This window comes from Prosthecobacter sp. (assembly GCF_044227185.1).
Lineage (GTDB): Bacteria > Verrucomicrobiota > Verrucomicrobiia > Verrucomicrobiales > Verrucomicrobiaceae > Prosthecobacter.
This window is the reverse complement of record NZ_JBGAFO010000002.1, coordinates 319,601-342,587: the sequence shown is the minus strand read 5'-3', so window position 1 is coordinate 342,587 and position 22,987 is coordinate 319,601. Positions and strand designations below refer to the sequence as shown.

Sequence of the window (22,987 nt, the reverse complement as noted above, 5' to 3'; positions counted from 1 at the left end):
GAAATTGCGCTGCTCAGGCGAAAATCTCGTCCACATTCACCGAGATGCCGGTGACAGGATCGGTGAGGACACCCGAGGTGGCGCAGAGTACTGGCGCATCCTTCTGATAGATGGAGACAATTCGCATGCTGGGGATGACGAACCAGACGCTGGAGGTGCCGGCGGCGAGCAGCCGGTTGACCTTGGTGGTCATTTCCTCCAGGGTCTGGCTGGGAGAGAAGATTTCGACGGCGATCAGGGGCGCGATGGTGACCCAGGTGACATCTTCTTCGAAACTGGTGCTGGTGCGCGGAAAAACACAGAGATCCGGAACGACACGCCAGCCGCCGAGCTCCAAGTTCAGCTCGCTCATGGTGCGAAAATTCCGGTTCTGAGCAAAGGCGGCGACAAGATTGGACTGCACGATGGCGTGGTTTCTTCCAGGCATGGGCTTTCCCCGCTCAGTTTGGTACACCGCCACGACATCTTCGACCTTGGCAGGCGAAGATGCTGGGGCATCTTGCGATGCTGCGCTCATGGAGTCATCCTATCCCTGGGAGACCTCTTTTCAAACGGTCATTTCCCCAGCTTGTAGATCGCGCCGTTCCAGTCCAGCACCAGCATTTCGCCAGCGGCATTGGCGCAGAAGGCGGTGGGTTTGACCAGCACAGTGGGCTTTTTCTTGGGATCGGTGGGCGGGGTCTGCGGGCTGGTGTAGAGCAGGTCATTGCTCTGCTCCTTGCCGCTGTCGTCGGTCTTCAGCGCCCAGATTTTGCCGAGGATGAAGTCTCCATACACGTACTTGCCCTGGAGCTCGGGCAGCGCCTTGCCGGTGTACACGATGCCGCCGGTGATGCTGAGGCCGTCTCCGTGATTGTAGGCGTGGATGGGCTCGATGAACTTGGCGTCGGCGGGCGGGGTGTCGGTCATCAGCGGGAAGGCGGCGGGGCCTTCGCGGAAGTTCCAGCCGTAGTTGCCGCCATTGGTGATCCAGTTGATCTCCTCCCAGATGTCCTGGCCCACGTCGGCGCACCAGAGGTGGCCCTTGGCATCAAAGCTCAGGCCCCAGGGATTGCGAATGCCGTTGGCATAGATCTGCGGCAGGGCGTTCACGCCGCTGGCGTAGGGGTTGTCGGCAGGGATGCCATAGGCCTTGGAGTACTCGCGGCTGTTCACATCAATGCGGAGGATCTTGCCGTAAAGCGTGGCATTGAGCTGGGACATTTTGAGCTCGCCGTTTTTCTTCGAGTTGTCGCCCACGCCGATGTAGAGGAAACCGTCGGGACCGAAAACGATATTGCCGCCATGGTGGTTCCAGTTCACCAGGGGGATCTCAAGCAGGGTGCGTTCGGTGGATTCGTCCGCCTTGTCACCGTTCGCCTTCATCTCGGTGATGACGAGGCGCTTCGGCTTCTGCAGGGTGTAGCAGAGGTAGAAGAGGCCGTTGTCCTTGAATTTCGGGTGGAAGGCCAGGCCGTTGAGCCCTTCTTCAAACAGGCCGTCCTTGGCCTCCATGCCACGCGGGGAGAGATCCAGGAAGGTCTTCGCCTCGCTGCCGGCCTCGTCTTTGGGCAGAATGAGGATCTGCCCGCGTTGCAGCGCCAGAAACTCACGGCCGCTGCCATCTTCCGGGATCACCACGGCGATGGGCCGCTCTGTGGGAAGCTTTTCATAAACGCGGGTCAGCTTGTGCGTGTCGGCAGCAAGAGCGGCGGAGGAGAGCAGGGCGAGGCAGAGAAGGGAGCGCATAGGAAGAACGAGATAGTCAGTCTATGCGGGGCGAGTCTTGCAGGGCAATGAAGATTTTTTCGACAGGGCAGGGAGGAGGGTTGCCATTTCAAAACCCGCTGGATACGCTGCCGCCATGAGTCCGTCTGTCCTTCCTCCCCCAAGAGTGATGCTGCTGAATATCGCCATCCTCGGCATGGCCTCATGCACTTCCACGCCAGTGCCCGCTCCTGCAGCGAAGATGGACAAACCAGCGCAAAAGAAAGACTACTCGGCTCTGCGCATCGGTGGCCGGCAGGAACTGAAACTGCCCGGCATCGGCGTCATTCATGCGGACAAGCGCGAGGAAATCGCAGGCAGCGAGGTGTTGTTTACAGGCCGTGTGTTTCTTGAGATACCGCCTTCGGAGGGTGTTCTCATCCTTGGAATAGCAAAGTATGCCTACGCGGAAAAAGCCCGCTGGAGAGGGGCCATGGGCGTCCTCGTTCTGGAAGGATTGTCGATCATCGAATTTGATCGCGCCGTGACCGAAAATGCTGCCGACAGCCAAGTGATGTTCGACGGGAACGGAAAGATTACCACAGTGGGTCATCATGTGACCTCTTTCTATTGAGGGGAGGATGCATTGGACCCGTGGGATCCCGCCACAGTTCCATTTGCCATCCAACTTCGAAGAAATAGAATTCATACCATGAGTCTGGAAACCCTGATGCAGGAAGCCCGCAAGCTGGGCTTGCAGGAGCGTCGCCGTCTGGCGGCCTTCCTGACGACTCTCAGGGAGCCTGGGGAGGCAGGTTTTGCGGAGGAGATGGCCCTCAGGATCGATGACACCACCCCTGGACATTGGGTGACAGTGGAGGAGATGGCCCAATAAGTGCCTTCAGACTTTGTGCTATTCCGGCATCCGTTCACGCAAGCCCGCGTCAATTGCGAGTTCTGGGGATGCGCACCTTCAGACTTTGTGCTATTCCGGCATCCGTTCACGCCAATAATCAGGCTCGCGGCTTGTATGGGCGATGGCGACGATGTGAATGCTGGAGTCAGCCTCGTCATGCCAATAGACGACATTGTATGGGAAGCGCTCAACACGCACCTTGCGGGCATCTCGGCGAAATTTCCTATGACGAACAGGATCAGCACTCGCGCCAGCGATGGCGATTTCGACTTGGCTGAGAAAGCGCTCGCCAAGTTCACGGCCACCGCGTTTGGCAAGATAGAGTGCGGAGCAGTTCAGCTCGCACTTTGCTTCGTCGTCCCAAGTTATCGGCGTCATGTGCGAACTGCCGCCTAGAGCTGTGCCAGCAGGCTGCGTGCCTCGTTCATGACTTCGGCGTGTGGTGTGCGGCGGCTTGCCCCGCTGCGCGCAGCCTCGATGCGGCGGTCGATTTCAGAACACCAGGCCGAACTCAGCTCGGTGTCATCAGCGGCATCCACACTTTCGATGAGACGCGCCGCGATGCGAGAGCGGTCCTCCACTGACAGCAGCAGCGCGCTTTCCAGAACGGTGTCAAAGGTGGCAGCCATGGGCAAGAGTAACGGGAAACGAATCTACGGTCAAGGGCTCACCAGAGCTCCAATGAAGCCCCACCTCAAACCAGCCGATCATTGACCGCCCGCGGAATGCTTCTATCCTGCGCGTCCTAAATCATTCCATGAGCAACGCCACCGCCATCACCCCCACACGTGCCCAAGACTTTCCCGAATGGTACCAGCAGGTCGTTCGTGCCGCCGACATGGCGGAGAACTCCGAGGTGCGCGGCTGCATGGTCATCAAGCCCTGGGGCTACGGCCTGTGGGAGAGCATCCAGCGCCAGCTCGACGCCAAGTTCAAGGCCACCGGCCATGTGAACGCGTACTTCCCGTTGCTCATCCCCCTGAGCTACCTGGAAAAGGAAGCGCAGCATGCCGAGGGCTTTGCCACGGAGTGCGCGGTGGTCACGCATCATCGCCTGGAGGCGCAGAAGCAGCCGGATGGCACTACCAAGATGATCCCGACCGGCGAGCTGGCGGAGCCCTTTGTCATTCGCCCGACTTCGGAAACCATCATCGGCGCGGCCTTTGCCCGCTGGGTGGAAAGCTACCGCGACCTGCCGCTGCTTATCAACCAGTGGTGCAACGTCATGCGCTGGGAGATGCGCCCGCGCCTCTTCCTGCGCACCGCCGAGTTCCTCTGGCAGGAAGGCCACACCGCGCATGAAACGGCGGAGGAGGCCATCGAAGAAACACGCACCATGCACAAGGTGTACGAGGACTTCATGCGCAATCATCTCGCCATCCCCGTGATCCCAGGCGAGAAGACCGAGCGCGAGCGCTTCCCCGGTGCCGTGCAGACCTTCACCGTCGAAGCCATGGTGCAGGACAAGAAGGCCATCCAGGCCGGCACCTCCCACTATCTGGGGCAGAACTTCTCCAAGGCGGCGAACATCCAGTTCCTCGGCCGCGACAACACCCGCCAGCTGGCCTACACCACGAGCTGGGGCGTGAGCACACGCATGATCGGCACGCTCATCATGGCGCATGGCGACGACGACGGCGTGATCATCCCGCCGCGCGTGGCCCCCACTCAGATCGTCATCCTGCCCGTGACACCCAAGCCCGACACCCGCAAGGAAGTCATCGACGCCTGCGAGGCGCTGGCGCAGACGCTGCGCACGCAGTTCTTTGCCGACGAGCCCCTGCGTGTGCATGTGGACAAGCGCGACCTGCAGGGCGGCGCGAAGAACTGGGAGTGGATCAAGAAAGGCGTGCCCATGCGCATCGAGATGGGACCGCGAGACATCACCAGCCGCAGCGTGGCCGTCTGCCGCCGCGACCAGGGACCGAAGGCCAAGGAATTCGTGCCCAAGGAAGACTTCCTTCAGACCGTGAAGGAGCGCCTGCAGGAAATTCAAGACGCCCTGCTCGCCCGAGCCACCGCGCTGCGCGATGCCAACATGAAGAAGCTGGAGACGCTCGAAGAATTCAAAGCCTTCTTCGCGGAGAACGCCGAAGGCGGCTTTGCCCTCATGCACTGGGCCGGCAGCAGCGAGGAAGAAGAGACTCTCAGCAAGGACATGAAAGTCACCATCCGCTGCATCCCGCACGGCGACCAGTTTGCCGAAGAAGGAAAATGCTTCCTCACCGGCAAGCCGAGCGCACACCGCGTGGTGTTTGCGCGGAGTTATTGAGACAGGTCACGGGCTGACGAATGCCGCGATAGCGTCTTGGAGTGCGGTGACAAAGATGCAGGGCGCAAGCCTGCATCGGCGGCACCGCTTTTGTCAGCCGGACAAATGTTCATCGGACTTTGCGCATTCTTCACCTCCTCGAAAGCGGTGTGGCGCTTCGCTTCTCACCGCACTCCAAGACGCAAAGCGCATGCGGAGAGCCTGCCCTCCTACCGCAGAATCTCCCCCTTCGTCACATCTCCGGGCACATCCAGCAGCATGATCTGATTGATGGTCTTGAACTGCTTGTGGTCGGCCACGTCCCAGACGATCTTTTTGTCCCGTGTGACTTCGATGACCTGGGCCTGCTCGCCGATGTGGCCGTGGCCGAGATAGACGCAGAAGACGGTGTTGCCATTGGGCAGGCGCTGGCAGCCGGCCATGAGGCGCAGGGTGTTGCCGGGGAGGTCGTTTTCCTTGAGCTGCCACACGATGTTTTCTTTCGCATCAATCTCGCGCACTTCGTGGCCGTCTCCGCAGGTGATGAGCAGGTGGTCGTCCGGCAGTGGCACGACCTCATGCGGATCTCCGGGGACTTTGATCTGACGCAGCACTTTGCCATCGCCATCCAGCTCGACGATTTTGCCCTCGCCCTTGAAGCACACGAGGTAGTGGCCGTTGGCCAGCTTGCGGGTGCCGCGGAACTGGTTGTGCAGCTTGATCTCCGGTGCGGTGGTCAGCTTGATCTCCTTGGTGATTTTGCCTGCGCGATCCACCTCGATGATGCGGCTCGTTCCGCATTCCACGATCATCACCTTGCCATCCGGCAGCGGCTGGCAGGCATGCACCTCCACCTTCATATCGCCCGGCGCTTTGTATTCCCACACGATCTTCTTGTCCGGCGTCACCTCCAGCGCACCGCTGACGAAGCAGAAGAGATAGTTTCCGTTCGGCAGCTTCCAGCAGTCCTGCGGGGCTTTGCAGTCCCACTGCCACTCGATTTTTCCTTCAGCGGAAACCACACACACTTTCCCGCCGCCGTAGTCGCAGCAGAGAAACGGATGCGCCGCAGAAGCAGCGGCGGTGGCGAGGGCAAAAAGTGCGGCAAGAAGTCGGAGCATGGCGGTGGTCGGATGTTGTGAGTCCGACATCAACGCACGCTGCAGCGCCTTTGCTTCAATTCATCCTCAGCGGATGAAGTAGCTCAGATTTTCCAGCTCCACGGCCAGATCCACGCTGTTCACCACCACATGCTCCGGCACATCGAGCACCGTGGGGGAGAAGTTCAGGATGGCCTGGATGCCGTGCTGCACCAGTTCATTGACCACGGACTGTGCATTGGCGGCGGGCACGGTGAGGATGGCCATCTTCACGTTCTGTCGGCGGATGAAGTCGGCCATGGCGGTCATGGCCAGGATGGGAACGTTCACCTGCGGCAGCTTGCGTGGTGTGAGGTCAAAGGCGGCGGCGACTTCAAAGCCCTCTTTGCGGAATCCGCCATAGCGCAGGAGCGCCGAGCCCAGATTGCCCACGCCCACGAGAATGACGGGCTGCAGCTTGTTCTGCCCCAGCACATCTCCGATCGTGCCGCTGAGAGCGTCTACGTTGTACCCCAGACCACGAGTGCCGAGCTGGCCGAAATACGCCAAATCTTTACGCAACTGAGTGGACTTCACTCCTGCGGCCTTTGCCAGGGCGGCAGAGGAGACGGTGTCCACCTGGTTTTCACGCAGGCGCTGGAGGCAGCGCTGGTAGATGGACAGGCGGTAGATGGATTTGCGGGGAATGTCTATTTTGGCAGGCATTTGGGGAACAATGTGAAATTTCACCTGAAAGCGGTGAATGTCAAACGCGCCTAGGCTGCCAGCCTATCATCGTAACGGCCCGGCCTTCGGATCCGGCGTCTGCCGGACGGGGGGCGCGTCTGGAATGCGCTGCGCCGCCGGGATGTGGAGATTTTGCTCCAGCATCTTCAAAAACTCGATGAGGCCCGGGGTGGCCTTCTTTTCATCGTAGAGCCTTTTCAAAATGGCGTACCCCTTGTGCCAGGAGGCCGGGTCCGTGGCCTGCGCGTAGGCATAGCCGGCGAAGCGTTCGGTGAAGTTCAGGCCGCCGTGTTGAAAGGAGTTCCAGTAGGCATCCCCCGATGCCTTGAAATCCTTGCTGCGGTTCCAGTGCAGGTCTCCCATTTTCTGCCACAGCCGCGGGTTGTCCGGCAGGTATTTCAGGCCTTCGTTCAGGATGTCGATGCCGCGCTTCACGTAGGCTGCGTACAACTGCCCGCGCAGCGCTCCTTTGAGTTCTTTGTCGTAGAGATAGTAGGAGGCGGCATTATAGGCCATGTGCCAGGACGCCTCCTCCCAGTAGCGGGCGTTGCGCGGCTGAAGCTGGGTCACAAACTTGTAGTATTTGTCCACCTCCGCCCAGTTCACCCGGGTGAACTCCACATGGGCGCGCAGTTCGAAAAGAATGGCGATCACTCCGCGCAGGCCGCCAAACGCCGCGGCGAGACCCATCTGCCCCATGTTTTCCTTTGCGTTAAGATGCAGCGGCTCATCCACCAGGTGCATGGCGCGCAGATCATGCGTCACCCGCTGCTCCAGCGGCAGTTTCAGCACGCCGAAAACGAGCAGCACGGCGGCGGCCTGGAGTTTTCGTTTCATAGCTCCTTTTCCACAAAGACCAGGTGTGTGACGAAGAGGTAAACGACCATGTAGAGCGCCGCGATGCACGTCATTTCATACACCGCCGCCCAGGGCACGATCTCGCCGTTGGCCACGCTGTCCACCACGTCAAACTGGGCCAGGTCGGGGCAGATGGCGGCCAGCAGAAACGAGACGATGCGGACGGAAACACCGCTGAGATGGGGCTGAAACACGAACTCGCGGATCATCGCATGACCGTGGCCGATGATGGTGATGCAGAAGGCGATCACGATGGTGAACAAGGTGGAGCTGGCGATGCACGACAGCAGCAGGGCCACGGTGGTCACCACGGAAGCTTTCAGGAAGATGGCCCAAACCGCCCAGTGCAGATTCCAGGTGAGGCCCTGCTTTGCCACGATGTCGCGCATTTGTGCCACCGCTTCGGGGGTGTCCTGCCCTTCGTGACGCAGCTGGGCCAGGTAGGTTTCTGACAGCCCGGACTGCTGCATCCAAAGAATGAGGCTCAGCACGGCATCAATAATGACCAGGCCGGAGGCGATGAGCATCAGCACGCCGATCAGCTTGCCCAGCACGTAGTCAAAACGCGGCACCGGCTTGGAGAGGATGGTGTAGAGCGTGCGGTCCTCGAGATCCTTCGGCAGCAGCAGGGCGGTGGCCACAATGCCAAACACGATGCTGAACACCTGCAGCACTCCCAGGGACATGCTCTTGAAACTGCTGAGCTGTTGTTCCGGGTTGACCACTGCGGTGCCGCCAAAGCCCAGCAATGCAACCAGCGCGCAGAACACCAGCAGGAAGGGCAGGATCTTCATCCGCATGAGCTGGGTCATCGTCGCATAGGCCAGCGTGCAGACACGCCGCGGTGAAAAGCGCACCGGGGCCACGCTGGCGGGGGCGGAACTGGGGGAGGCGTGGCTCATGGTTGTTTCGGTGAGTTCGTGGCTTCGAGAAAGAGACGCTCCAGGGTGGTGCGCGGGTGCCCGCTGCGCAGCAGGCGCGTGCTGCCGCCCTCGGCCTTCACCAGGGAGTCAATTTTGGCCAGCAGCGCAGGGGAGGCGTTTTCCAGCACCAGCTCGGTCTGGTTTTCCACGGCGATCAGTTCATTCAGACGCCCTTCGCGCACCATGCGCCCGTGCGCCATGATGCCCACGCGGTCGCACACCTCCTGCATCTGCTCCAGCAGGTGAGAGGTGACGAGCACCGTGATGCCGCGGGAGCGAAACTCGATGATGAGGTCCCGGATGATGCGCGAGCCGGAGGGGTCCACCCCCGCCGTCGGTTCATCCAGAATGAGAAGCCGTGGCTCATGGATGAGGGCCTGTGCCAGGCCCAGGCGCTGCAGCATGCCTTTGGAGTAGCCGCCCACACGCCGCGTGGCCGCGTCTTCCAGCCCGGTCAGCGCCAGCATTTCCTCGGCCCGGGATTTCAGGGTGTCTCCGCTCATTCCGCACAGCCTGCCGTAGAAGTGCAGTGTCTCGCGTCCGTTCAGGTGCTTGTAGAAATACGGGTTCTCCGGCAGGAAGCCCACGCTGCGGCGGCTGGCCACATTCGTGCTGGGAATGCCAAAGATGCTGCTGTCTCCCGCGGTCGGCATCAGCAGGCCCAGAATGGTCTTCATCGTCGTCGATTTTCCCGATCCATTGGGACCGATGAGGCCATAGACCTCCCCTTCATTGACGGTGAGAGACACGTCATGCACCGCGCGAAAGGCGCCTTTGCCAAGGCTGCCTTTGAAGACCTTGGTCAGATGATTGACGGAAACGGCAGGCGTAGTACTCATGCGGTGGGTGCAGGTTAGTCGCGCAGGATGCTGAATCCACGCAAATTCGGCTCCGCCGCGATGGCTTTGACTTCCCGTTCCTTGATGTGGGAGCCCAGGCTGCTCTGCTGGATGTCTTCGAGAAAGGCGTCCAGCTCGTCCGCTTCGAAGGACTGCGCCAGCATCTCCACGCGGCCGTCAGGCAGGTTCTTCACCCACCCCGTGACATCAAAGCCCGAGGCGATGCGCTTCGTGCTGTAGCGAAAGCCCACGCCCTGGACGCGGCCGGAATAAAAAACATGTTTGGCGGTCATCATCACGTCACTTCATCAAATGTTTCAATGCGGCCCGTGCCTCTTCGCTGGCCGCTTCGATCAGCACCACGCCCGCGTCGCCACGGTTGCGCAGCAGACTCACAAACCGGCCCTGCGTGGTGAATTCATTTTCGCCTTTGGTCTCATAGGTCTCCTTCAGGCAGTTCAGCATGGCTTTGTAAAATGCATCGGCGGAGGCCTTGTCCATGAACAGCGTCTGCCACGCTGCGTGGTCGCGTTTGGCGCCGCCGTCCGCCGTCCAGGCCAGCAGGCGGTCCGCCACCAGCCCACGTGCGCCGAGCGACGCGGCCTCGTCGTCGTTGTGTGTGCGCAGCGCGGCCACGCAGGCAAATTTGCCCAGGCGGTCGTCCAGGTAGGGAAGCACCCCCTTGAGTTTTACATCGCTTAGCTGGATTTCCACCGGCGCGGGGCGCTCCTGGTCCAGATAAACCTCCGGTTCGATAACCTCCGCCGTGCTGACGGGCGGGCGGCTGTAGGCGGCATTGAGCTGCGCGAAATTTCCGGCGCTGTGCAGCGTCTGGGCAAAATCAAAACCACCGGCAAAGGGAAACAGCGCCAGTTGGCGCAGGTACGCCGGCATGGGCACCTGGTTCAGCGGGTGGTCCGGATCTTCCGCCGGCAGATCATCCTTCGGGGCCGAGGCGGGATTCTGCAGGGAGAACAGAAAACGTGTGAGCCCCGCATCTCCCGCAATCAGCGATTCGCGCGCCAGCCGCATGTCAGTCTTTAAAGGGCCGTGCTGCGGCTGAAACAGCACGCTGCCATATTCGCGCAGCAACTGGCCGAAGGCGATTCCCAGCGGCTCGTTCGCGGTGACCGCCGGACCGGAGGCCGTGGCGGGATCCACCGTGTACATCGTTTCCGACTCCTCATCATACCAGCCGCCGAGCTGACGTGCCAGCAGGGCGGCGCGCAACGGCAGCGGATCGATCGCTTCGGGAATCCAGCCCAGGGCCGCGAGCCCGCGGGCAAACTTTTTGGCCTCTTCGTTTGGCTGCTGGCGCTTCAGCCAGGCCAGGATCACGATCTCGACCTCCTCCTGGCTGATCGCCGTCGTCACCAGAGGCAGCGCATGCAGCTTGCGCATTTTCATCATCTCCAGGCCCATGCCCACAAAGTCGGGCGGCACATCATCGTCCTTCAGGTTCATCTTCGGCGCGTCCTTCATGCCCAGCGTGCCGAGCTTTTGGATCAACTGCGCATTCTCATCCTTCAGCGCGTTGTTCTGCCCTTCCAGGTACTCGATCTGCCCCTGCAGCAGCACGATCTCCTTCTTGAGATCATCCACCGCCTTGCTGGTCGCATCGCCCGGCGGCGGCGCCTCTGCTTTCACCGCGGCAGCCGGGGCTGGTGCGCTGACCGCCGGGGGCGGCTCCGGTTTGGCCCCCACCAGCAGCAAGGCCGCCGCACCTCCTAGGGCGAGGAGGACGACGAGCAGGGTGGCCGGGTTGAACTTCATCATCAAATCATGCAGCGGGAAGCGGCGCGGGCAATTTCATCCTTCGCTAAAGCTTCGGAGAACAGGCCTCCACGTCGTTTTTCCGCTTGGCGCAGACCCGATTCCCCCCAACATACCCGGCACCGGGCACAGCCGCCCCGCACCACCATGTTTCGCTGGCGATTCGGCAACCACGATCTCGATCTCACCCATCGCGGCCTCATCATGGGCATCGTCAATGTCACGCCAGACAGCTTTTCCGACGGCGGCCGCTTCAATGATCCCGGCCGTGCCGTGGAGCATGCCTTCACGCTGCTGGCGGAGGGGGCGGACATTCTGGACATCGGCGGCGAGTCCACACGCCCCGGGGCCGAGCCCGTGAGCGAAGCGGAGGAACTGCACCGCGTGATGCCGGTGATCCGCGCGGTGCGCTCACAGACCAAGGCGCTCATCTCCATCGACACCATGAAGGCCGCCGTGGCCCGCGCCGCGCTGGACGCCGGGGCGGACATCATCAACGACGTCACCGGCCTGCGTGGGGATGCCGCCATGCCGCGCGTGGCGGCTGAATCCAGGGCGGGCATCGTCGTCATGCACATGACCGGCACGCCGCAAACCATGCAGGCCCGCCCTCAGTATGATGACGTCGTCGCCGCGGTGGCGGACTTCTTTGAAAATCGCCTCCGCGTGCTCGAAAACGAAGGCATCGCGCCCGAGCGCATCGTGCTGGACCCCGGCTTTGGCTTTGGCAAAACCCTGGAGCACAACCTCACCCTCATGCGCGAGCTGCCCCAGCTCTGCACGCGGCGGCCGCTGCTGGTGGGCATCTCGCGCAAATCCAGCATCGCCCGTGTCGTCCATTCAGACGCCATGGAAGACCGCTTCTGGCCCACCATCGCCCTCAGCGCCTACGCGCGGGAGCATGGCGCGCGCATTGTGCGCGTGCATGACGTGAGGCCAAACCGCGAAGCGCTGCGGATGATGGAGGCGATATTGGATGGAGCGTGAATGCATTGCGTGGCCATGAGCGACGACGACACAGACCGGGCACGCCCGAGCTCGCATTTCACGGGACTTGCTGCGCTCAGCATCGCGCTGCCGCTGCTCTATGCTTTGAGCATCGGGCCGGTCGCTTACATGCTTGTCAAATACCCGTCCTTGAAACCAATGGAGGGGGCTGCCGCCACCTTTTATGCACCCATGCTGTGGTCGTGCCACTATACCTCTTTCGAGCAGCCATTGGTGAACTACGTGGGGTGGTGGGAAAGGCTGGCGCGGCGCAGATGAATCAGGAAGGGCAGGCACCCCGCTCAAGGGGCTGCTGCAAAGCCGTCTTGCCAAGCCTCGTGGAAACGATTTAACATGGCTGCCGGTGAGCGACGCTAAAGGCAGTTCAAATTCCGCAGCCCTTGTGGCGCTCATCGTAGCGCTGCCGCTGCTCTATGCCTTTAGCAGCGGTCCGGTCGTTTTCGCTTTAAAAAAATTCCCTGCGGTGAGGCACATGGAGGATGCTGCTGGGACATTTTATGCACCGATGATCTGGTTGCATGAAAATGCCGCTTTGAAGCGACCACTTAATAAGTATTGGGAGTGGTGGGAGAAACTGGCTGCGAAACCTTGAACGGTCACATGAAACCCGATGAGTGATGACAGCCGGTCTCCGAAGGACAAAAGCTCAGCAGGCCTCGTGGCTCTGATCATGGCGCTGCCATTGTGTTACGTGCTTAGCATCGGGCCCGCGGGTTACCTTCTGGAAAAGTTTCATGCACCTCCCACCTGGCGGCCCTATGTCCTGACAGTGTATAAGCCTGTGATCTGGCTCCATGACAACACTTCGCTCAAAGAGCCGATCGAAGTTTACGTCAGATGGTGGTCAGATCTGACGCGGCGCTGAACTCGCGCGCGGTGGCACGCCGGCGGATGCATCCAACGGATGAAGCCCGCCATAAACTGTCCCACACCTGCAGGCCGCCCGCGTCTCACTTTCCAAACAAGGGAATCCCCAGCTTCTGCGCCACACGCTTCGGCCTTCTCATCGCCTCGGCCATGCGGGCCGCTTCATCCGTGCCGCGCAGGTCCTTGCAATCCGGATGGGCTTCAGGCGACCCGATGAGCCCAAGCTGGTGCAGCACATGGGCGGTGCTGTGCTTGTAGGGGGATGCGCTCATGCGGTCATCGAGGCGGAAGACCATGTCTTCAAAGGACTGGAAGGCCTCGAAGAGCTTATAGACGCGCGTGTCAAAGCGGCCGGTGCCGGTCTTGAATTTTTTGTCCGCCACGCTGTCCAGCAGCCACATGTCGCGCGCGGCGCAGATGAGAGGGCAGGCGCTGACACCCGCGCCGATGAGCAGCGGCAGGCCGAGCTTGATGGCGGTGGCGATGCCGTAGTCGTCTCCGCTGTGCGGGGAGAAGGGGAGGTTCAGGCCTTTGCACATGGCGGCCCAGTAGTGGAAGTGCGGCTCATCGAGCGTACTGACCTTGCCACCGACATACGCCGGATGCAGCGCGATCTCATGGAACAGCCACGGGTCAAACGGCGTGGCCCAGGGCACAAAGGAGGGCTCCAGCGCATGCGCGATGCCGGGGCGGATGAGATGCTCGGCGATCTGGAAGTAAGCATCACGCCGCGGCTCATTCTCCAGCGTGTTCAGCAGCTTGCTGGTCATGATCATCATCTCGCAGTTGTCGTGCTCCTGCGCGATGTCCAGCAGCGGCCAGTAGCGTTCGGCTTTGAAGGTGCTGTCGTTTTCCGCGCCGCGCGCGGTCACGCCGGCGATGAAGCGCTGGGTGGGAAATTCCGCACGGAAGCGCTTCAGCACCTCGGCATACAATTCGTTGCTGAGATCAAAGATGTAGCCCGTGTCCGCGTTGAGCACGAAGACCATCTCCACGCCGTAGTACTCGCCGCACTGCTGCATCCAGCGCACGCTTTTGGTGAAGCCGTCCCAGTCCGGCTTCCTGTCTTTGAAGGGCAGCAGCGTGGCCACACAGAGGCGGGCTTTCGTGGTGTGATCGACAAGCTCCTCCTCGCTGGTATAGGCCCACACTGTTTCGTTCCAGGCGGTGGAGGGCGTGAGGTCTGCGGGATTCGAAATGAGGGCGCGTGGATCTGCCATGCGCCCAGTAGAGCATGGCCGCTCGGAGGGGCCAAGACGAATTGCGAATGCCCGGGATCGGAAATTCTGATTACCGGATGATTTTCAGCGTGCCCGCCCTGCCCGCAGGCCAGGCCGCGCCTTCCTTCACCCACTTGTTGATGATGGCGTATTCATCCGCGGTGAGGCGCTCGCCCACCGCTGGCATGACACTGACTCTCTGATGCACGGTCTTCACATTCGCCACCAGCAGGCTCGTCTCCGGGTGGCCCGGCACGATGTAGGTGCCCAGGGCCTTTGTGCGCAGGGCCTCCTTGCGGCTTTCCAGGCTCAGGTGGCCGGGCAGCGCCTGACGGTTGTGGCACATCACACACTTCGCCTCCAGCACCGGCTTCACATGCGCCACGAAATCGACGGGGCCATGCCTGGCGGCGTGGATGGCGTCCTTGCTGAGCACGTTGGCGCCCAACGGCTTGGTTTCCGAATCAGGTGGCGTGGCGCAGGATGCGAGAACCAGGACGCAGAGGAGAGAAGGCCAGGAGCGGTGCATGGGTGAAACAGAACTCGGGATGATGCGCATGCAAGGGGGAGAACTGCTCATTTCTTGAACGCCTTCTCCGCTTTCACGCCCTTGCCTTCGTTCTTGAGCTTGTCAGACCACGCGGCGCGGTTGCCGGAGTTGTTGAGGTCCAGTTTGCCACGCAGGTTCTGCAGATAGGCGTCCTTGCCCTCCGGCTTGATCACGGCGCGCCTCACGATTTCCCGCCCGGCCATCGCTGGCGAGGATGGTGCGGCGAATCGCACCGGCGTGAGATTGCCGCTGCTGCGGAACACGGCGTAGCGGGTGTCCCCCAGCTTTGCCACCACCACGGCCTGGCCATGGATGCCGGTGGCGCTGAAGGCGCCGCGCGGGTCGGTGCGGCCCTTCTGCGGCTGCGCGAAACCGCTGGTATCATAGGCCGCGATCTCCGCATCCGCCACGTAGGCGTTGCGAACGGTGTCGTGGAGCTGCACGTGCACGGAGCCGTTTTCAGCATCCTCGTGGGACTCCATCTCCAGCGTGGTCAGCAGCACCAGGCTGCTGGTCATCTGGGAGTCTCCGCGGCAGATCACCAGGTAGGCTCCCTCGTCCTTCAGCGGCAGATCGATGCTGCGCTTTTTCCAGGCATAGTCCTGCCCGTCTCCCAGCGGCACCTTCATTTCCGCCTGCGGAGTGATGCCGGAGAGATTCACGCTGCCCACGCTGCTCAGATCCTTCTGCCGCTCCTGCAGCTTCATCAAATCCACCCGGTAGATGAGCAGCGCGGCCTCCTTCACATTGCGGTGCTCCAGCTCGATCTTCACCGGCTGGCCTGCTTCTACGCGCGTGGCAAAGGGCAGCTTCACCCGTTTCTCCTCCAGCATCTCGATGGACTCGCGGGCGTCATCAAACTCGTCCTTCACCTTCTCATACCAGCGCACCGCCTCGGCAAACTGACCCTGCGCATGGTGGATCTGCGCGGTGATGTAGCGCGCATTGGGCGCATCATCGCTGCTGCCCGCGGCCACGGGTGCCGCCGCGGCCAGCGCCTCGGGGAACTGATACTGCCAGAAGCGGCCCAGCGCCGTCATGTAATGAAAATTGTTCAGGAACGAGCTCTTGGTAAAGGTCGTCGCGGCATTTCCGGCGGTCTGCACCACGCTGGCGTAGTCTTTGAGATCAAAGAACACATTGATCAGGCTGAAAGCTGCATCGTCCGCGAGATCGTCTTTGGCGTGCAGTGTCAAAAACTGCCGCAGCAGATCGCGGCTGCGCTCCAGGAGCTGGTTCTTCGTCCACTTCGCCGCGCCAGGGCGCAGCGGCACGCTGGTGGGATTGGCGGCCATCTCCTGAAAGCGCTGGCCGAGGCTGAACGCCGCGAGCAGGCCGTCCGCGCCATCGGGGTATTCCAGCCACAGCCGGGTCTGGTGCTCCGCGCTGCCGGGGAAGTCGCCTGCGGTCTCAAGCGCGGCGCTCACGCCGGCATCGCTGACAAAGCTGCTTTCCATCGTCGCGCGATACACCAGCCAGGCGCGCTCAAATTCGCCGATCTCCCGGTATGCCGCCGCCACCTTGAGAATCTTGTCAAAAGGGATGACGATGTCCGGGTGGCGCTCGCTCAGGGCCTCGAAGAGCTCCACCACCTGTCGCGCATCCATGCCGCCGCGTGAGGTGTGAATCCACAGCAGCATGCGCGCGATGTCGCGCTCGTGGTATTTCATGGCCTCGGCGTCATTGCGCAGAATTTCGAGGTGAGTGCGTGCTTCTTCGAGCGCATCTTCGTCGAAGAGCAGCTCCGCCAGTTCCAGCCGCTCAAAGCCGTTCATCGCATAGGCGTCGGTGGAGGGCTGGCCTGGAGAAAGGATCGTCAGCTTTCCGTCTGGTCCGGCGTTGAACTGATCATGGCGGCAGGCATCGCGCACACGGGTGTGCGGAATGTGATAGCTGCCCGGATGCAGAGCCATCAGTTCGTAGCTGATCTCGGTGTTTTCGGTGAAGGTGCGGGGGATGAACCAAAGCCGCAGCATGCCTGGAAGCTGCTCCATGCGCGCATGCGGCGCCTTCAGCGAGCCTGGGATGAACAGGCAGCCGGCGGGCAGCGGCTCATCGATGATCACATAGCCGGTCTGCGCCTCCTTCGGCGCTTTCAAATTCAACCGCACGCGCAGCCGCTGCCCATAGGCCGCCACCTTCACCGGGGAGCTGCTCTCCGCCTCCAGAGGCCGGTCATGATGACGCAGCCCGTCATGGAGCCAGCGCCTTTGTGCAATGGTGGGCAGCGAATCCACGGAGGCGGTCTTGGCATCCACCACCTCATCACGGATGAAGGAGACAAACAGAATGGGCCTCGCGGCGGGTTTGTTGTAAGTCACGTTGAGGTGGATCTTCCCATCCGCGCCCGCCTTCGGCACCGGGAGAGAGGCTGGCAGGTGCCAGTCATCCGCCACGCCGTCGATGTGGATCTTCAGGTTCTCCGCCTCCGGCACCTCGTGCTGACGTGTGCTGATGAAATGCCTGGCCAGCGCCGCCGTCCATACTCCCTTCAAGGCGGAATCATCAGACAGGCCGATGCGATGCAGCAGCAGGTCGCCGGCTTTCTTTGCCAGGGCGGAGTCTGGTGCGGTGCGTGCAGCGGCGTAGAGAATGATGGCGGTGGTGTCGTCCGCATTGCTGAGGCGGGAGGTGGTCTTGCTGCCTGCCCATGCGGGGCGGGCTTCCAGGATCTTGAGCAGTTCCGCGGCCTCATCCGCGCGGCCCATGCGCTGAAAGGCGGCGGCCAGCCAGCCCAGCGCGGGATCATTCAGCTTGGCGCGGTCGCGGTACATGCGGTTGGCCACGGAGAAGTCGGCCTCGCTTACGCAGGCGAGGGCATGGAGGATGACGGCCGCCTTGTCCGGCTCGTCCGGCGGGATGATGCCCAGGGCCTTCTTCAAATAGGCGGTGGCAGATTTGAGCGTGGTCTCATCCACCTCCTGTCCCAGCGCGCGCGCCTCCACCAGCGCCCACAGGCCCAGGCTGGTGACGATGCTGTCATGCTGCCAGCGTACGTCCTGCCAGGGCCAGCCGCCGTCCCGCTGCGTGATCTGCAGCTCGGAGATGCCGTTTTCGATCATCGTGCGCATCGCCTTCCTCGGCAGCTCCAGGGTGAAGGTTTCAAACACGGAGACCTGCGCCAGGAGTCTGCTGGCGGCGGTTTGCGGAGTGTGCCTGGTGTTTTGCGCTACAGGCAGCAGCATGTTTTGCAGGAGGCGTTTCGGAGAGTCCACCACCCACGCGGCCATGAACTGCGCCTTGCTCGCGGGGATCGCCTGATCTCCCGGAGCGGACAGCAGCATCACCTCCGTGGCGGCGCTGGCGCTCTCCACTGGGAGCACCTGAACCGTATTGCGTGCATAAGCGGCCGTTTTGCCACCATGCTTCGCGTCCGCATCCAGCCCCGCCCACTCCCGCATCACAGGAGTGATGGCGGGATCAAACCTCACCATCTTCTGCCCGTTGCGGGTCACCTGGACTTCGCGGGTCTGCGGCTCCATCGGTTTCACAAAAGAGCCCAGCACGCTGCTGAAGGTGAGTTTCACCGTCGTCTCGGCCAGGTTCGCCGGCGCGCCGAAAAGAGTGGCCACGGGCTGAAATGAATCTCCCACACGCAGCACCGCAGGTGTTTCCAGCTTCACGAAGAAGTCAGCCTTGGTGATGAGCTCCTTTTCCGCCTCGCCCACCTCGGTTTTGACTGTGCAGCCGCGGCTGGACAAACGCCACGCACCCGCGGCGTCCGGAGTGGTCAGTTTCACCTTCACCTGGCCCGAGGCATCCGTGACCAGCGGGCAGTACCACTGCGCATCTGACGCGAACGTCTGGTCGCCGACGGATTGGAAACGCCCTCCCCCTGCGGTATTTGCGGTGCTTGCGGTATTGGCTGCAATGTAGGGCGCGACGCCCGAGCTCATGTTGATGATCCCTGTCCCTGTCCTGATGCCACCGGTGGTGCCCGCGGCGTTGAAAATTCCAGACCCATCGAGTGCGATGTTCCCTCCGCGACTATACATCAACGGGGAGGCGGCTCCGCCGAGAGAAAGACCCGTGGCGGCAGTGTTGAGGGCGCCGCCGTTGATATCTCCCGTGAAAGTGAGGCTGTTGCTGCCGTTTGTGGTTAGAGCCAAATTGCCGATGTTGGAGGCAGCGAAGGTGCTGCCAGTCAAGACGGCGCCGGAGCCTGAGATCACCCCGCCGCTTGCGAGGATAAGCGTTCCTTCAGGCGGGGCGATTGATGCAGCGCTGGAGCTTCCAACATACGTGCCGGACTGGGCCTGCCGGCCTCCTCCAGCCGCCTGCTGATACCACACGCTGCGCTCCTGCTGCTCCATCTGGCGCAACTGATCCAGGTGCGACTCGACACTGTGGGCGACGGCGATGACATTGCCCGCTTCATCCCGGGTCAGGAGCTGCGAGGAGGCGCGATGCTGAAAGGCTGCATTGCTCCCGGTGCGCAGGCTGCATTCTGAACGCAGGCTGCCATGAAAGTAGGCTTCGATTTCCTCGGTCTCGTCAAAGTACTGTGCAAACAGGGCCGAGCTGGCGAGCGCGAGGCTGAGCTCCGCCGCGACAGGTTTGCCATTCGCATCGGTGGTGGTGAGCGTGATCTCGGCCGCATCGCCCGGCTTCACCGGCTCGGCGGGCGTCTGGATTTCAATCTTGAGCGGACGCTCCACCACGAAACCGCGCCGCGCGCTGTGCAGCTTGTCCCCATCCAGGCAGGAGACGCTCACATCAAACTGCGGCCAGTGCGCGGCGGCAATGGCGACGGGCAGCTCATTGTGACCCGCCGCCAGCTTCACCACGCGATGCTCGATCATGTTTTCTCCGGCGAGCGTGACGAGCGCCAGCGGCGCGGCGATGCGGCTGTGCGCATCCACCTTGAGCGTGCTGCCTTCGTGCACGGATGCTTCATCGCTGAAAAGCCGCAGCTTCGTGGTGTCGTCCGGGCCTGAAACCTGCAGGCTGGTGGTGGTCTCGACCACATTTCCCCGCGCATCCGTGGTCTGGGCCACAAGCTGGTGCGGCGCGGCCGACTGCAGCATCACGGAGGAACTGCCGAGTCCCGTGGTGGCATCGGTCTGCACGGTGAACTCCGCGATGCGCGCCGGGGCGCTGGCATTGGGCAGATAAACCAGGCCAGGCAGGGCGGCGAGCACCGGATTGGCTGGCTGATTGTCGAGGCGTGAGAGCGTGATCTTCACCGTGGCCGCGGTCGGTTTGCCCCGGTGATCCAGCGCCTGGATGCGAATGGGCGCAGGCTCGTCCGTGAGCGCGGGTTCCGGCAGGCGGTCCCACACGAGACTCACGCCTGTGTGGAGCAGGCTCACCACCTGTCGTACGGTGCGCCGGCGCACCGGCAGATCCGCGGATAACGTGAGATATTCCCCGGCCTGAAAAGCCGTGGTCTCCTGTGTGAAGGTGAAGGTTCCGGTGGCATCCGTTTTTCCCTCCAGCACGCGCCCGTCCGGCATGCGCATGCGCACGGGCTCGTCCGCCAGCGGAGAGCCCCAGGAATAGTTTACACGCAGCGTGCCTTCCACACGGTCACCGCGAAAAACGGCATCCGGCTTGGTTTCGATCACGGCGGTGATCTCGGCGATCTCAAACTCGCGGACATCGAAGGTGGCTTCGTATGTCTCATCCCCCTCCACCGCCTTGGCCTTGATGGAGTAGGTGTCAGCACCGGCCGCGGCAGGCAGGGAAATGCTGTGGGTGAAGGTGCCGAAGTCGCTGAGCTTTGACTTCATGCGGTGGAGCACGCGTTTGCTGCTGTCAGTGATGCTGATGTCATATTCACGCCCCACGGGAACGCTGTACGCGCCGTCCTTCACATCGCGGATGATGCCCCGGAAGTGGACCTTGTCGCCAGCGCGGTAGGCGGATTTATCCGTGTAGATAAAGCCGCGGCGGGAGAGCGCCACGGCGTCACGGTTCGTGTCTCCACCTGTGATCTCCTGCGTCATGCCCCGAAGGTTGAGCCGGTGGATGGCTGCGCCGGCGTCCGTTTGCACAAAGGCGCACAGATCGGCGGCGGCACGGATCATTTCGCCGCGCAGGCGGAAGACCCCATCCTGGCCCGTGCGGCCCCGGCCGATGATTTCCTTGCCATTGCTCAGCAGCACCTCGGCGTCGGCCACCACGGTCCCTTTGATTCTGTCCTGCACAAACACGAGCGCCTCCGTCCACGCGGACTGGACGATGAGGTCAATGTCGCTGCGGATCACGATGGTGCTGGCCTGCCAGTCCTCGCCTTCGACACGAATGAGGCACACGCCGGGCTTCGCGCCTTCAAACGGCACGTCGATGGCCTGCTCGATCGGTTTCAGCCGCGTGTAGCCTTCGATGCTGACCTCCCAGGTCTTGTCCGGCTGGATCAGGTCGATGTCCAGCGACCCGATGCCTGAATCGCCATCGAGCCGGTGACGGCTGCGGTAAAAATCTTCAAGGTTCAAAGTGTAGCGCGAGACTTTCAGCTTCTCGATGTTGCGCACGTTCACGCGTACCTGGGCGGGTTCATTCGTGCGGAAGGTGCGCGGCGTGCGCAGTGCCAGGGAGCGCTGCGGCATCATGGCGGCGCGTTCCGCCGCCAGCTGTTTCCATCCGCCCCAGGTCAGGCGCTGAAAGGTGTTCAGCGCATCTTCATGCCGGTCCAGGTACTCCGCCTGGATGATGCCGGTGCGGTACAGCGCCAGCGAGGCCTCCTCGCTCTGCGGATGCTTGATGATCAGGCGCGACCATTCAACGATGGCGTTTTCAAACAGGGCGGTGAGCTCCGGCGAGCGCGGCTTACCCGCCTCTTTTTTGGCCAGCTCCTGCGCCGCGGTGAAATGCCACTGACCGTTTAAAAAGAGGAGCTGGGCGCAGCGTGGGTCCAGCGGATGCGCGGCGATGAAGGTGTCGAAGAGCTTGGTGGCTTCCGCGCGGTTCCCGGCCGCCACCGCATTGAGGCAGAGCTGAAACTCCGCCTCCACGATGCGCGCCTGCGCCTGCTGCCACAGGCTGCCGTCCGGATGTTTGGCGATGTAGGCGCGCCATTGTTCGATGGCCTGCGCATACTTCCGCGTGGCAAAGCGCAGGGCGCCGATCTGGAAGAACGCCATCTGCCGCCATGCCTCCAGCCGCTCCGCCGGGGTGCGCTTGTCCCGTTCATCCGCGGCAGGGGCGGGCCAGTCCGCGCGGTCATGGAGGAGCTTGCAGACCTCCATGGCCTCATCGCTTTTCTGCTGGGAGATGAGCACCTGGATCAAGGTGAAGGCCGCCTCCGCCGAACGCGGATGAGAGGGGTGCACCTTCAGGAACTGCCGCAGGGCTGCGGTATGCCTCGCAGGATCTCCAGGGATGGTGGCAAACCGCGCGCCCTGCTGCGCCACTGCGCTGCCCTGCTGCTGCTGCACGTCAGGGATGGCCTGAACCATCAGCCCGCCATAACTGCGGCAGAGCAGCCATTCGATGTCGCCGAGATCCGGCTTGGCTCCTGCCGCAGGTGCTTTGGTTTTCCACAGCGCCAGAACGTCCTCCGTGTAGCGGCGCGCGGAGGCCGCGTCCCCCGCCTGCAGCCGGTTTTCGATGAGCATCTGCCGCACCTCCCAGCGATGCACACCGGCTTCCTTTGCCGCGGATTTCGGGGGCGTGCTGCCGATGAGTCCTTTCCAGTCGGGATCAAATTCCCGCAGGTAGGCGTCGCAGGTCTCCGGCAAGTCAGGGTCTTTCAAGTCACGTACGCTCACGGCGGTCTGAAACAGCAGGTTCTCGCGCATCTTCGGCCCCGTTTCGAGTTCCAGCGCCTTGCGGTACAGTGCCAGCGCTTTCATCTGTACATCGGTGCCCAGGCTTTGGCCCGGCACGGCCGGTTTGGTGATCTCCTGCGCCAGCGTCACCAGCGCCTCTGCAAGTTTCTCCTTCCGAGTCGTTGCAAACAGGCGTGCGGCTTCCGCACTGTAGATCGCCTCCGCCTCCTGGTGCCGCTTCAGTTCGGCCAGGCACTGCGCTTTTAGAAAGAGCGCCTTGCGCTGCCAGGCATGCGTGGCGGGGATGGCGTCGCAGTCGGTGATGGCGGCGGCGTACTGTTTGGCCTCCGTCCGGGCCACGGCGCGCAGATAATGCGCATAGCCCGGATCGGTGGCGGCCGTGATGACGGCATCCGTCAAGGCGGACGCAGCCTCGGTGTAGCGCTGCCGCTGCATCAGCACCTCCGCATCATTGACCGGCGTGGCGGTCAGGGTCTGAACAAGAGCGAGGAACAGGATGGTGCGGTGGTACATGGCGGCCTCCATTGATATTTTCCT

The 22,987-nt window shown here is 62.2% G+C and carries 21 protein-coding genes; 7 read left to right on the top strand and 14 right to left on the bottom strand.

Annotated features, from left to right (window positions below; translation table 11 throughout):
• Positions 1-13: 13 nt before the first annotated feature.
• The gene (locus tag ACILSQ_RS05885) at positions 14-517 is read right to left on the bottom strand and encodes a Uma2 family endonuclease (protein ID WP_395742659.1); all 504 of its coding nucleotides are present in this window, start codon (positions 515-517) and stop codon (positions 14-16) included.
• A 38-nt stretch (positions 518-555) separates the two neighbouring features.
• The gene (locus ACILSQ_RS05880) at positions 556-1,728 is read right to left on the bottom strand and encodes a PQQ-dependent sugar dehydrogenase (protein ID WP_395742658.1); all 1,173 of its coding nucleotides are present in this window, start codon (positions 1,726-1,728) and stop codon (positions 556-558) included.
• Between the two features lie 148 nt (positions 1,729-1,876).
• On the opposite strand from ACILSQ_RS05880, the gene ACILSQ_RS05875 reads away from it, so the two are divergent.
• Both ACILSQ_RS05875 and ACILSQ_RS05870 read left to right on the top strand, forming a co-directional pair.
• Positions 1,877-2,320, top strand: a complete 444-nt coding sequence (locus tag ACILSQ_RS05875; protein ID WP_395742657.1) for a hypothetical protein — start codon at positions 1,877-1,879, stop codon at positions 2,318-2,320.
• 78 nt (positions 2,321-2,398) lie between these two features.
• Entirely contained in the window at positions 2,399-2,581 is a 183-nt protein-coding gene (locus tag ACILSQ_RS05870) for a hypothetical protein (protein WP_395742656.1), read from the top strand.
• Between the two features lie 90 nt (positions 2,582-2,671).
• On the opposite strand, the gene ACILSQ_RS05865 is transcribed toward ACILSQ_RS05870, so the two are convergent.
• On the bottom strand, positions 2,672-2,980 hold the full coding sequence (locus ACILSQ_RS05865; RefSeq protein ID WP_395742655.1) for a type II toxin-antitoxin system RelE/ParE family toxin: 309 nt from the start codon (positions 2,978-2,980) through the stop codon (positions 2,672-2,674).
• A 14-nt stretch (positions 2,981-2,994) separates the two neighbouring features.
• A complete protein-coding gene (locus tag ACILSQ_RS05860; protein ID WP_395742654.1) occupies positions 2,995-3,231 on the bottom strand; it encodes an addiction module protein in 237 nt (78 codons plus the stop codon).
• 128 nt (positions 3,232-3,359) lie between these two features.
• On the opposite strand from ACILSQ_RS05860, the gene proS reads away from it, so the two are divergent.
• Positions 3,360-4,874 (top strand): proline--tRNA ligase, encoded by a 1,515-nt coding sequence (proS, locus tag ACILSQ_RS05855; protein WP_395742653.1) that lies wholly within the window; start codon positions 3,360-3,362, stop codon positions 4,872-4,874.
• A 209-nt stretch (positions 4,875-5,083) separates the two neighbouring features.
• Here the strand turns inward: proS and ACILSQ_RS05850 are convergent, their stop codons facing one another.
• From ACILSQ_RS05850 to ACILSQ_RS05820, 7 genes are all read right to left on the bottom strand, one after another.
• Entirely contained in the window at positions 5,084-5,974 is an 891-nt protein-coding gene (locus ACILSQ_RS05850; RefSeq protein ID WP_395742652.1) for a YncE family protein, read from the bottom strand.
• A 66-nt stretch (positions 5,975-6,040) separates the two neighbouring features.
• Positions 6,041-6,658: a redox-sensing transcriptional repressor Rex gene (locus ACILSQ_RS05845; RefSeq protein ID WP_395742651.1), complete on the bottom strand. Its 618-nt coding sequence runs from the start codon at positions 6,656-6,658 to the stop codon at positions 6,041-6,043.
• Positions 6,659-6,724: 66 nt separating this feature from the next.
• Positions 6,725-7,516, bottom strand: a complete 792-nt coding sequence (locus ACILSQ_RS05840; protein ID WP_395742650.1) for a hypothetical protein — start codon at positions 7,514-7,516, stop codon at positions 6,725-6,727.
• Positions 7,513-8,439 (bottom strand): ABC transporter permease, encoded by a 927-nt coding sequence (locus tag ACILSQ_RS05835; RefSeq protein WP_395742649.1) that lies wholly within the window; start codon positions 8,437-8,439, stop codon positions 7,513-7,515. The genes ACILSQ_RS05840 and ACILSQ_RS05835 overlap by 4 nt, the downstream gene beginning before the upstream one ends.
• Positions 8,436-9,299: an ABC transporter ATP-binding protein gene (locus ACILSQ_RS05830; protein ID WP_395742648.1), complete on the bottom strand. Its 864-nt coding sequence runs from the start codon at positions 9,297-9,299 to the stop codon at positions 8,436-8,438. Before ACILSQ_RS05830 ends, ACILSQ_RS05835 begins: the two co-directional genes overlap by 4 nt.
• A 14-nt stretch (positions 9,300-9,313) precedes the next feature.
• A complete protein-coding gene (locus ACILSQ_RS05825) occupies positions 9,314-9,595 on the bottom strand; it encodes an acylphosphatase (RefSeq protein ID WP_395742647.1) in 282 nt (93 codons plus the stop codon).
• Positions 9,596-9,599: 4 nt separating this feature from the next.
• The gene (locus ACILSQ_RS05820) at positions 9,600-11,072 is read right to left on the bottom strand and encodes a hypothetical protein (protein WP_395742646.1); all 1,473 of its coding nucleotides are present in this window, start codon (positions 11,070-11,072) and stop codon (positions 9,600-9,602) included.
• A gap of 147 nt (positions 11,073-11,219) precedes the next feature.
• On the opposite strand from ACILSQ_RS05820, the gene folP reads away from it, so the two are divergent.
• From folP to ACILSQ_RS05800, 4 genes are all read left to right on the top strand, one after another.
• Positions 11,220-12,059 (top strand): dihydropteroate synthase, encoded by an 840-nt coding sequence (folP, locus tag ACILSQ_RS05815; RefSeq protein ID WP_395742645.1) that lies wholly within the window; start codon positions 11,220-11,222, stop codon positions 12,057-12,059.
• Positions 12,060-12,074: 15 nt separating this feature from the next.
• Positions 12,075-12,338 (top strand): hypothetical protein, encoded by a 264-nt coding sequence (locus ACILSQ_RS05810; RefSeq protein ID WP_395742644.1) that lies wholly within the window; start codon positions 12,075-12,077, stop codon positions 12,336-12,338.
• Between the two features lie 85 nt (positions 12,339-12,423).
• The gene (locus ACILSQ_RS05805) at positions 12,424-12,672 is read left to right on the top strand and encodes a hypothetical protein (protein ID WP_395742643.1); all 249 of its coding nucleotides are present in this window, start codon (positions 12,424-12,426) and stop codon (positions 12,670-12,672) included.
• Positions 12,673-12,690: 18 nt separating this feature from the next.
• The gene (locus tag ACILSQ_RS05800; RefSeq protein WP_395742642.1) at positions 12,691-12,945 is read left to right on the top strand and encodes a hypothetical protein; all 255 of its coding nucleotides are present in this window, start codon (positions 12,691-12,693) and stop codon (positions 12,943-12,945) included.
• An 85-nt stretch (positions 12,946-13,030) separates the two neighbouring features.
• Here ACILSQ_RS05800 and ACILSQ_RS05795 read toward each other — a convergent pair whose 3' ends face one another.
• From ACILSQ_RS05795 to ACILSQ_RS05785, 3 genes are all read right to left on the bottom strand, one after another.
• Positions 13,031-14,167 carry a hypothetical protein gene (locus ACILSQ_RS05795; protein WP_395742641.1) on the bottom strand — a complete coding sequence of 379 codons (1,137 nt, stop codon included), beginning with the start codon at positions 14,165-14,167 and terminating at the stop codon, positions 13,031-13,033.
• Positions 14,168-14,237: 70 nt separating this feature from the next.
• A complete protein-coding gene (locus ACILSQ_RS05790) occupies positions 14,238-14,696 on the bottom strand; it encodes a c-type cytochrome domain-containing protein (protein WP_395742640.1) in 459 nt (152 codons plus the stop codon).
• A 47-nt stretch (positions 14,697-14,743) separates the two neighbouring features.
• Positions 14,744-22,963 (bottom strand): MG2 domain-containing protein, encoded by an 8,220-nt coding sequence (locus tag ACILSQ_RS05785; RefSeq protein WP_395742639.1) that lies wholly within the window; start codon positions 22,961-22,963, stop codon positions 14,744-14,746.
• Positions 22,964-22,987 lie beyond the last annotated feature (24 nt).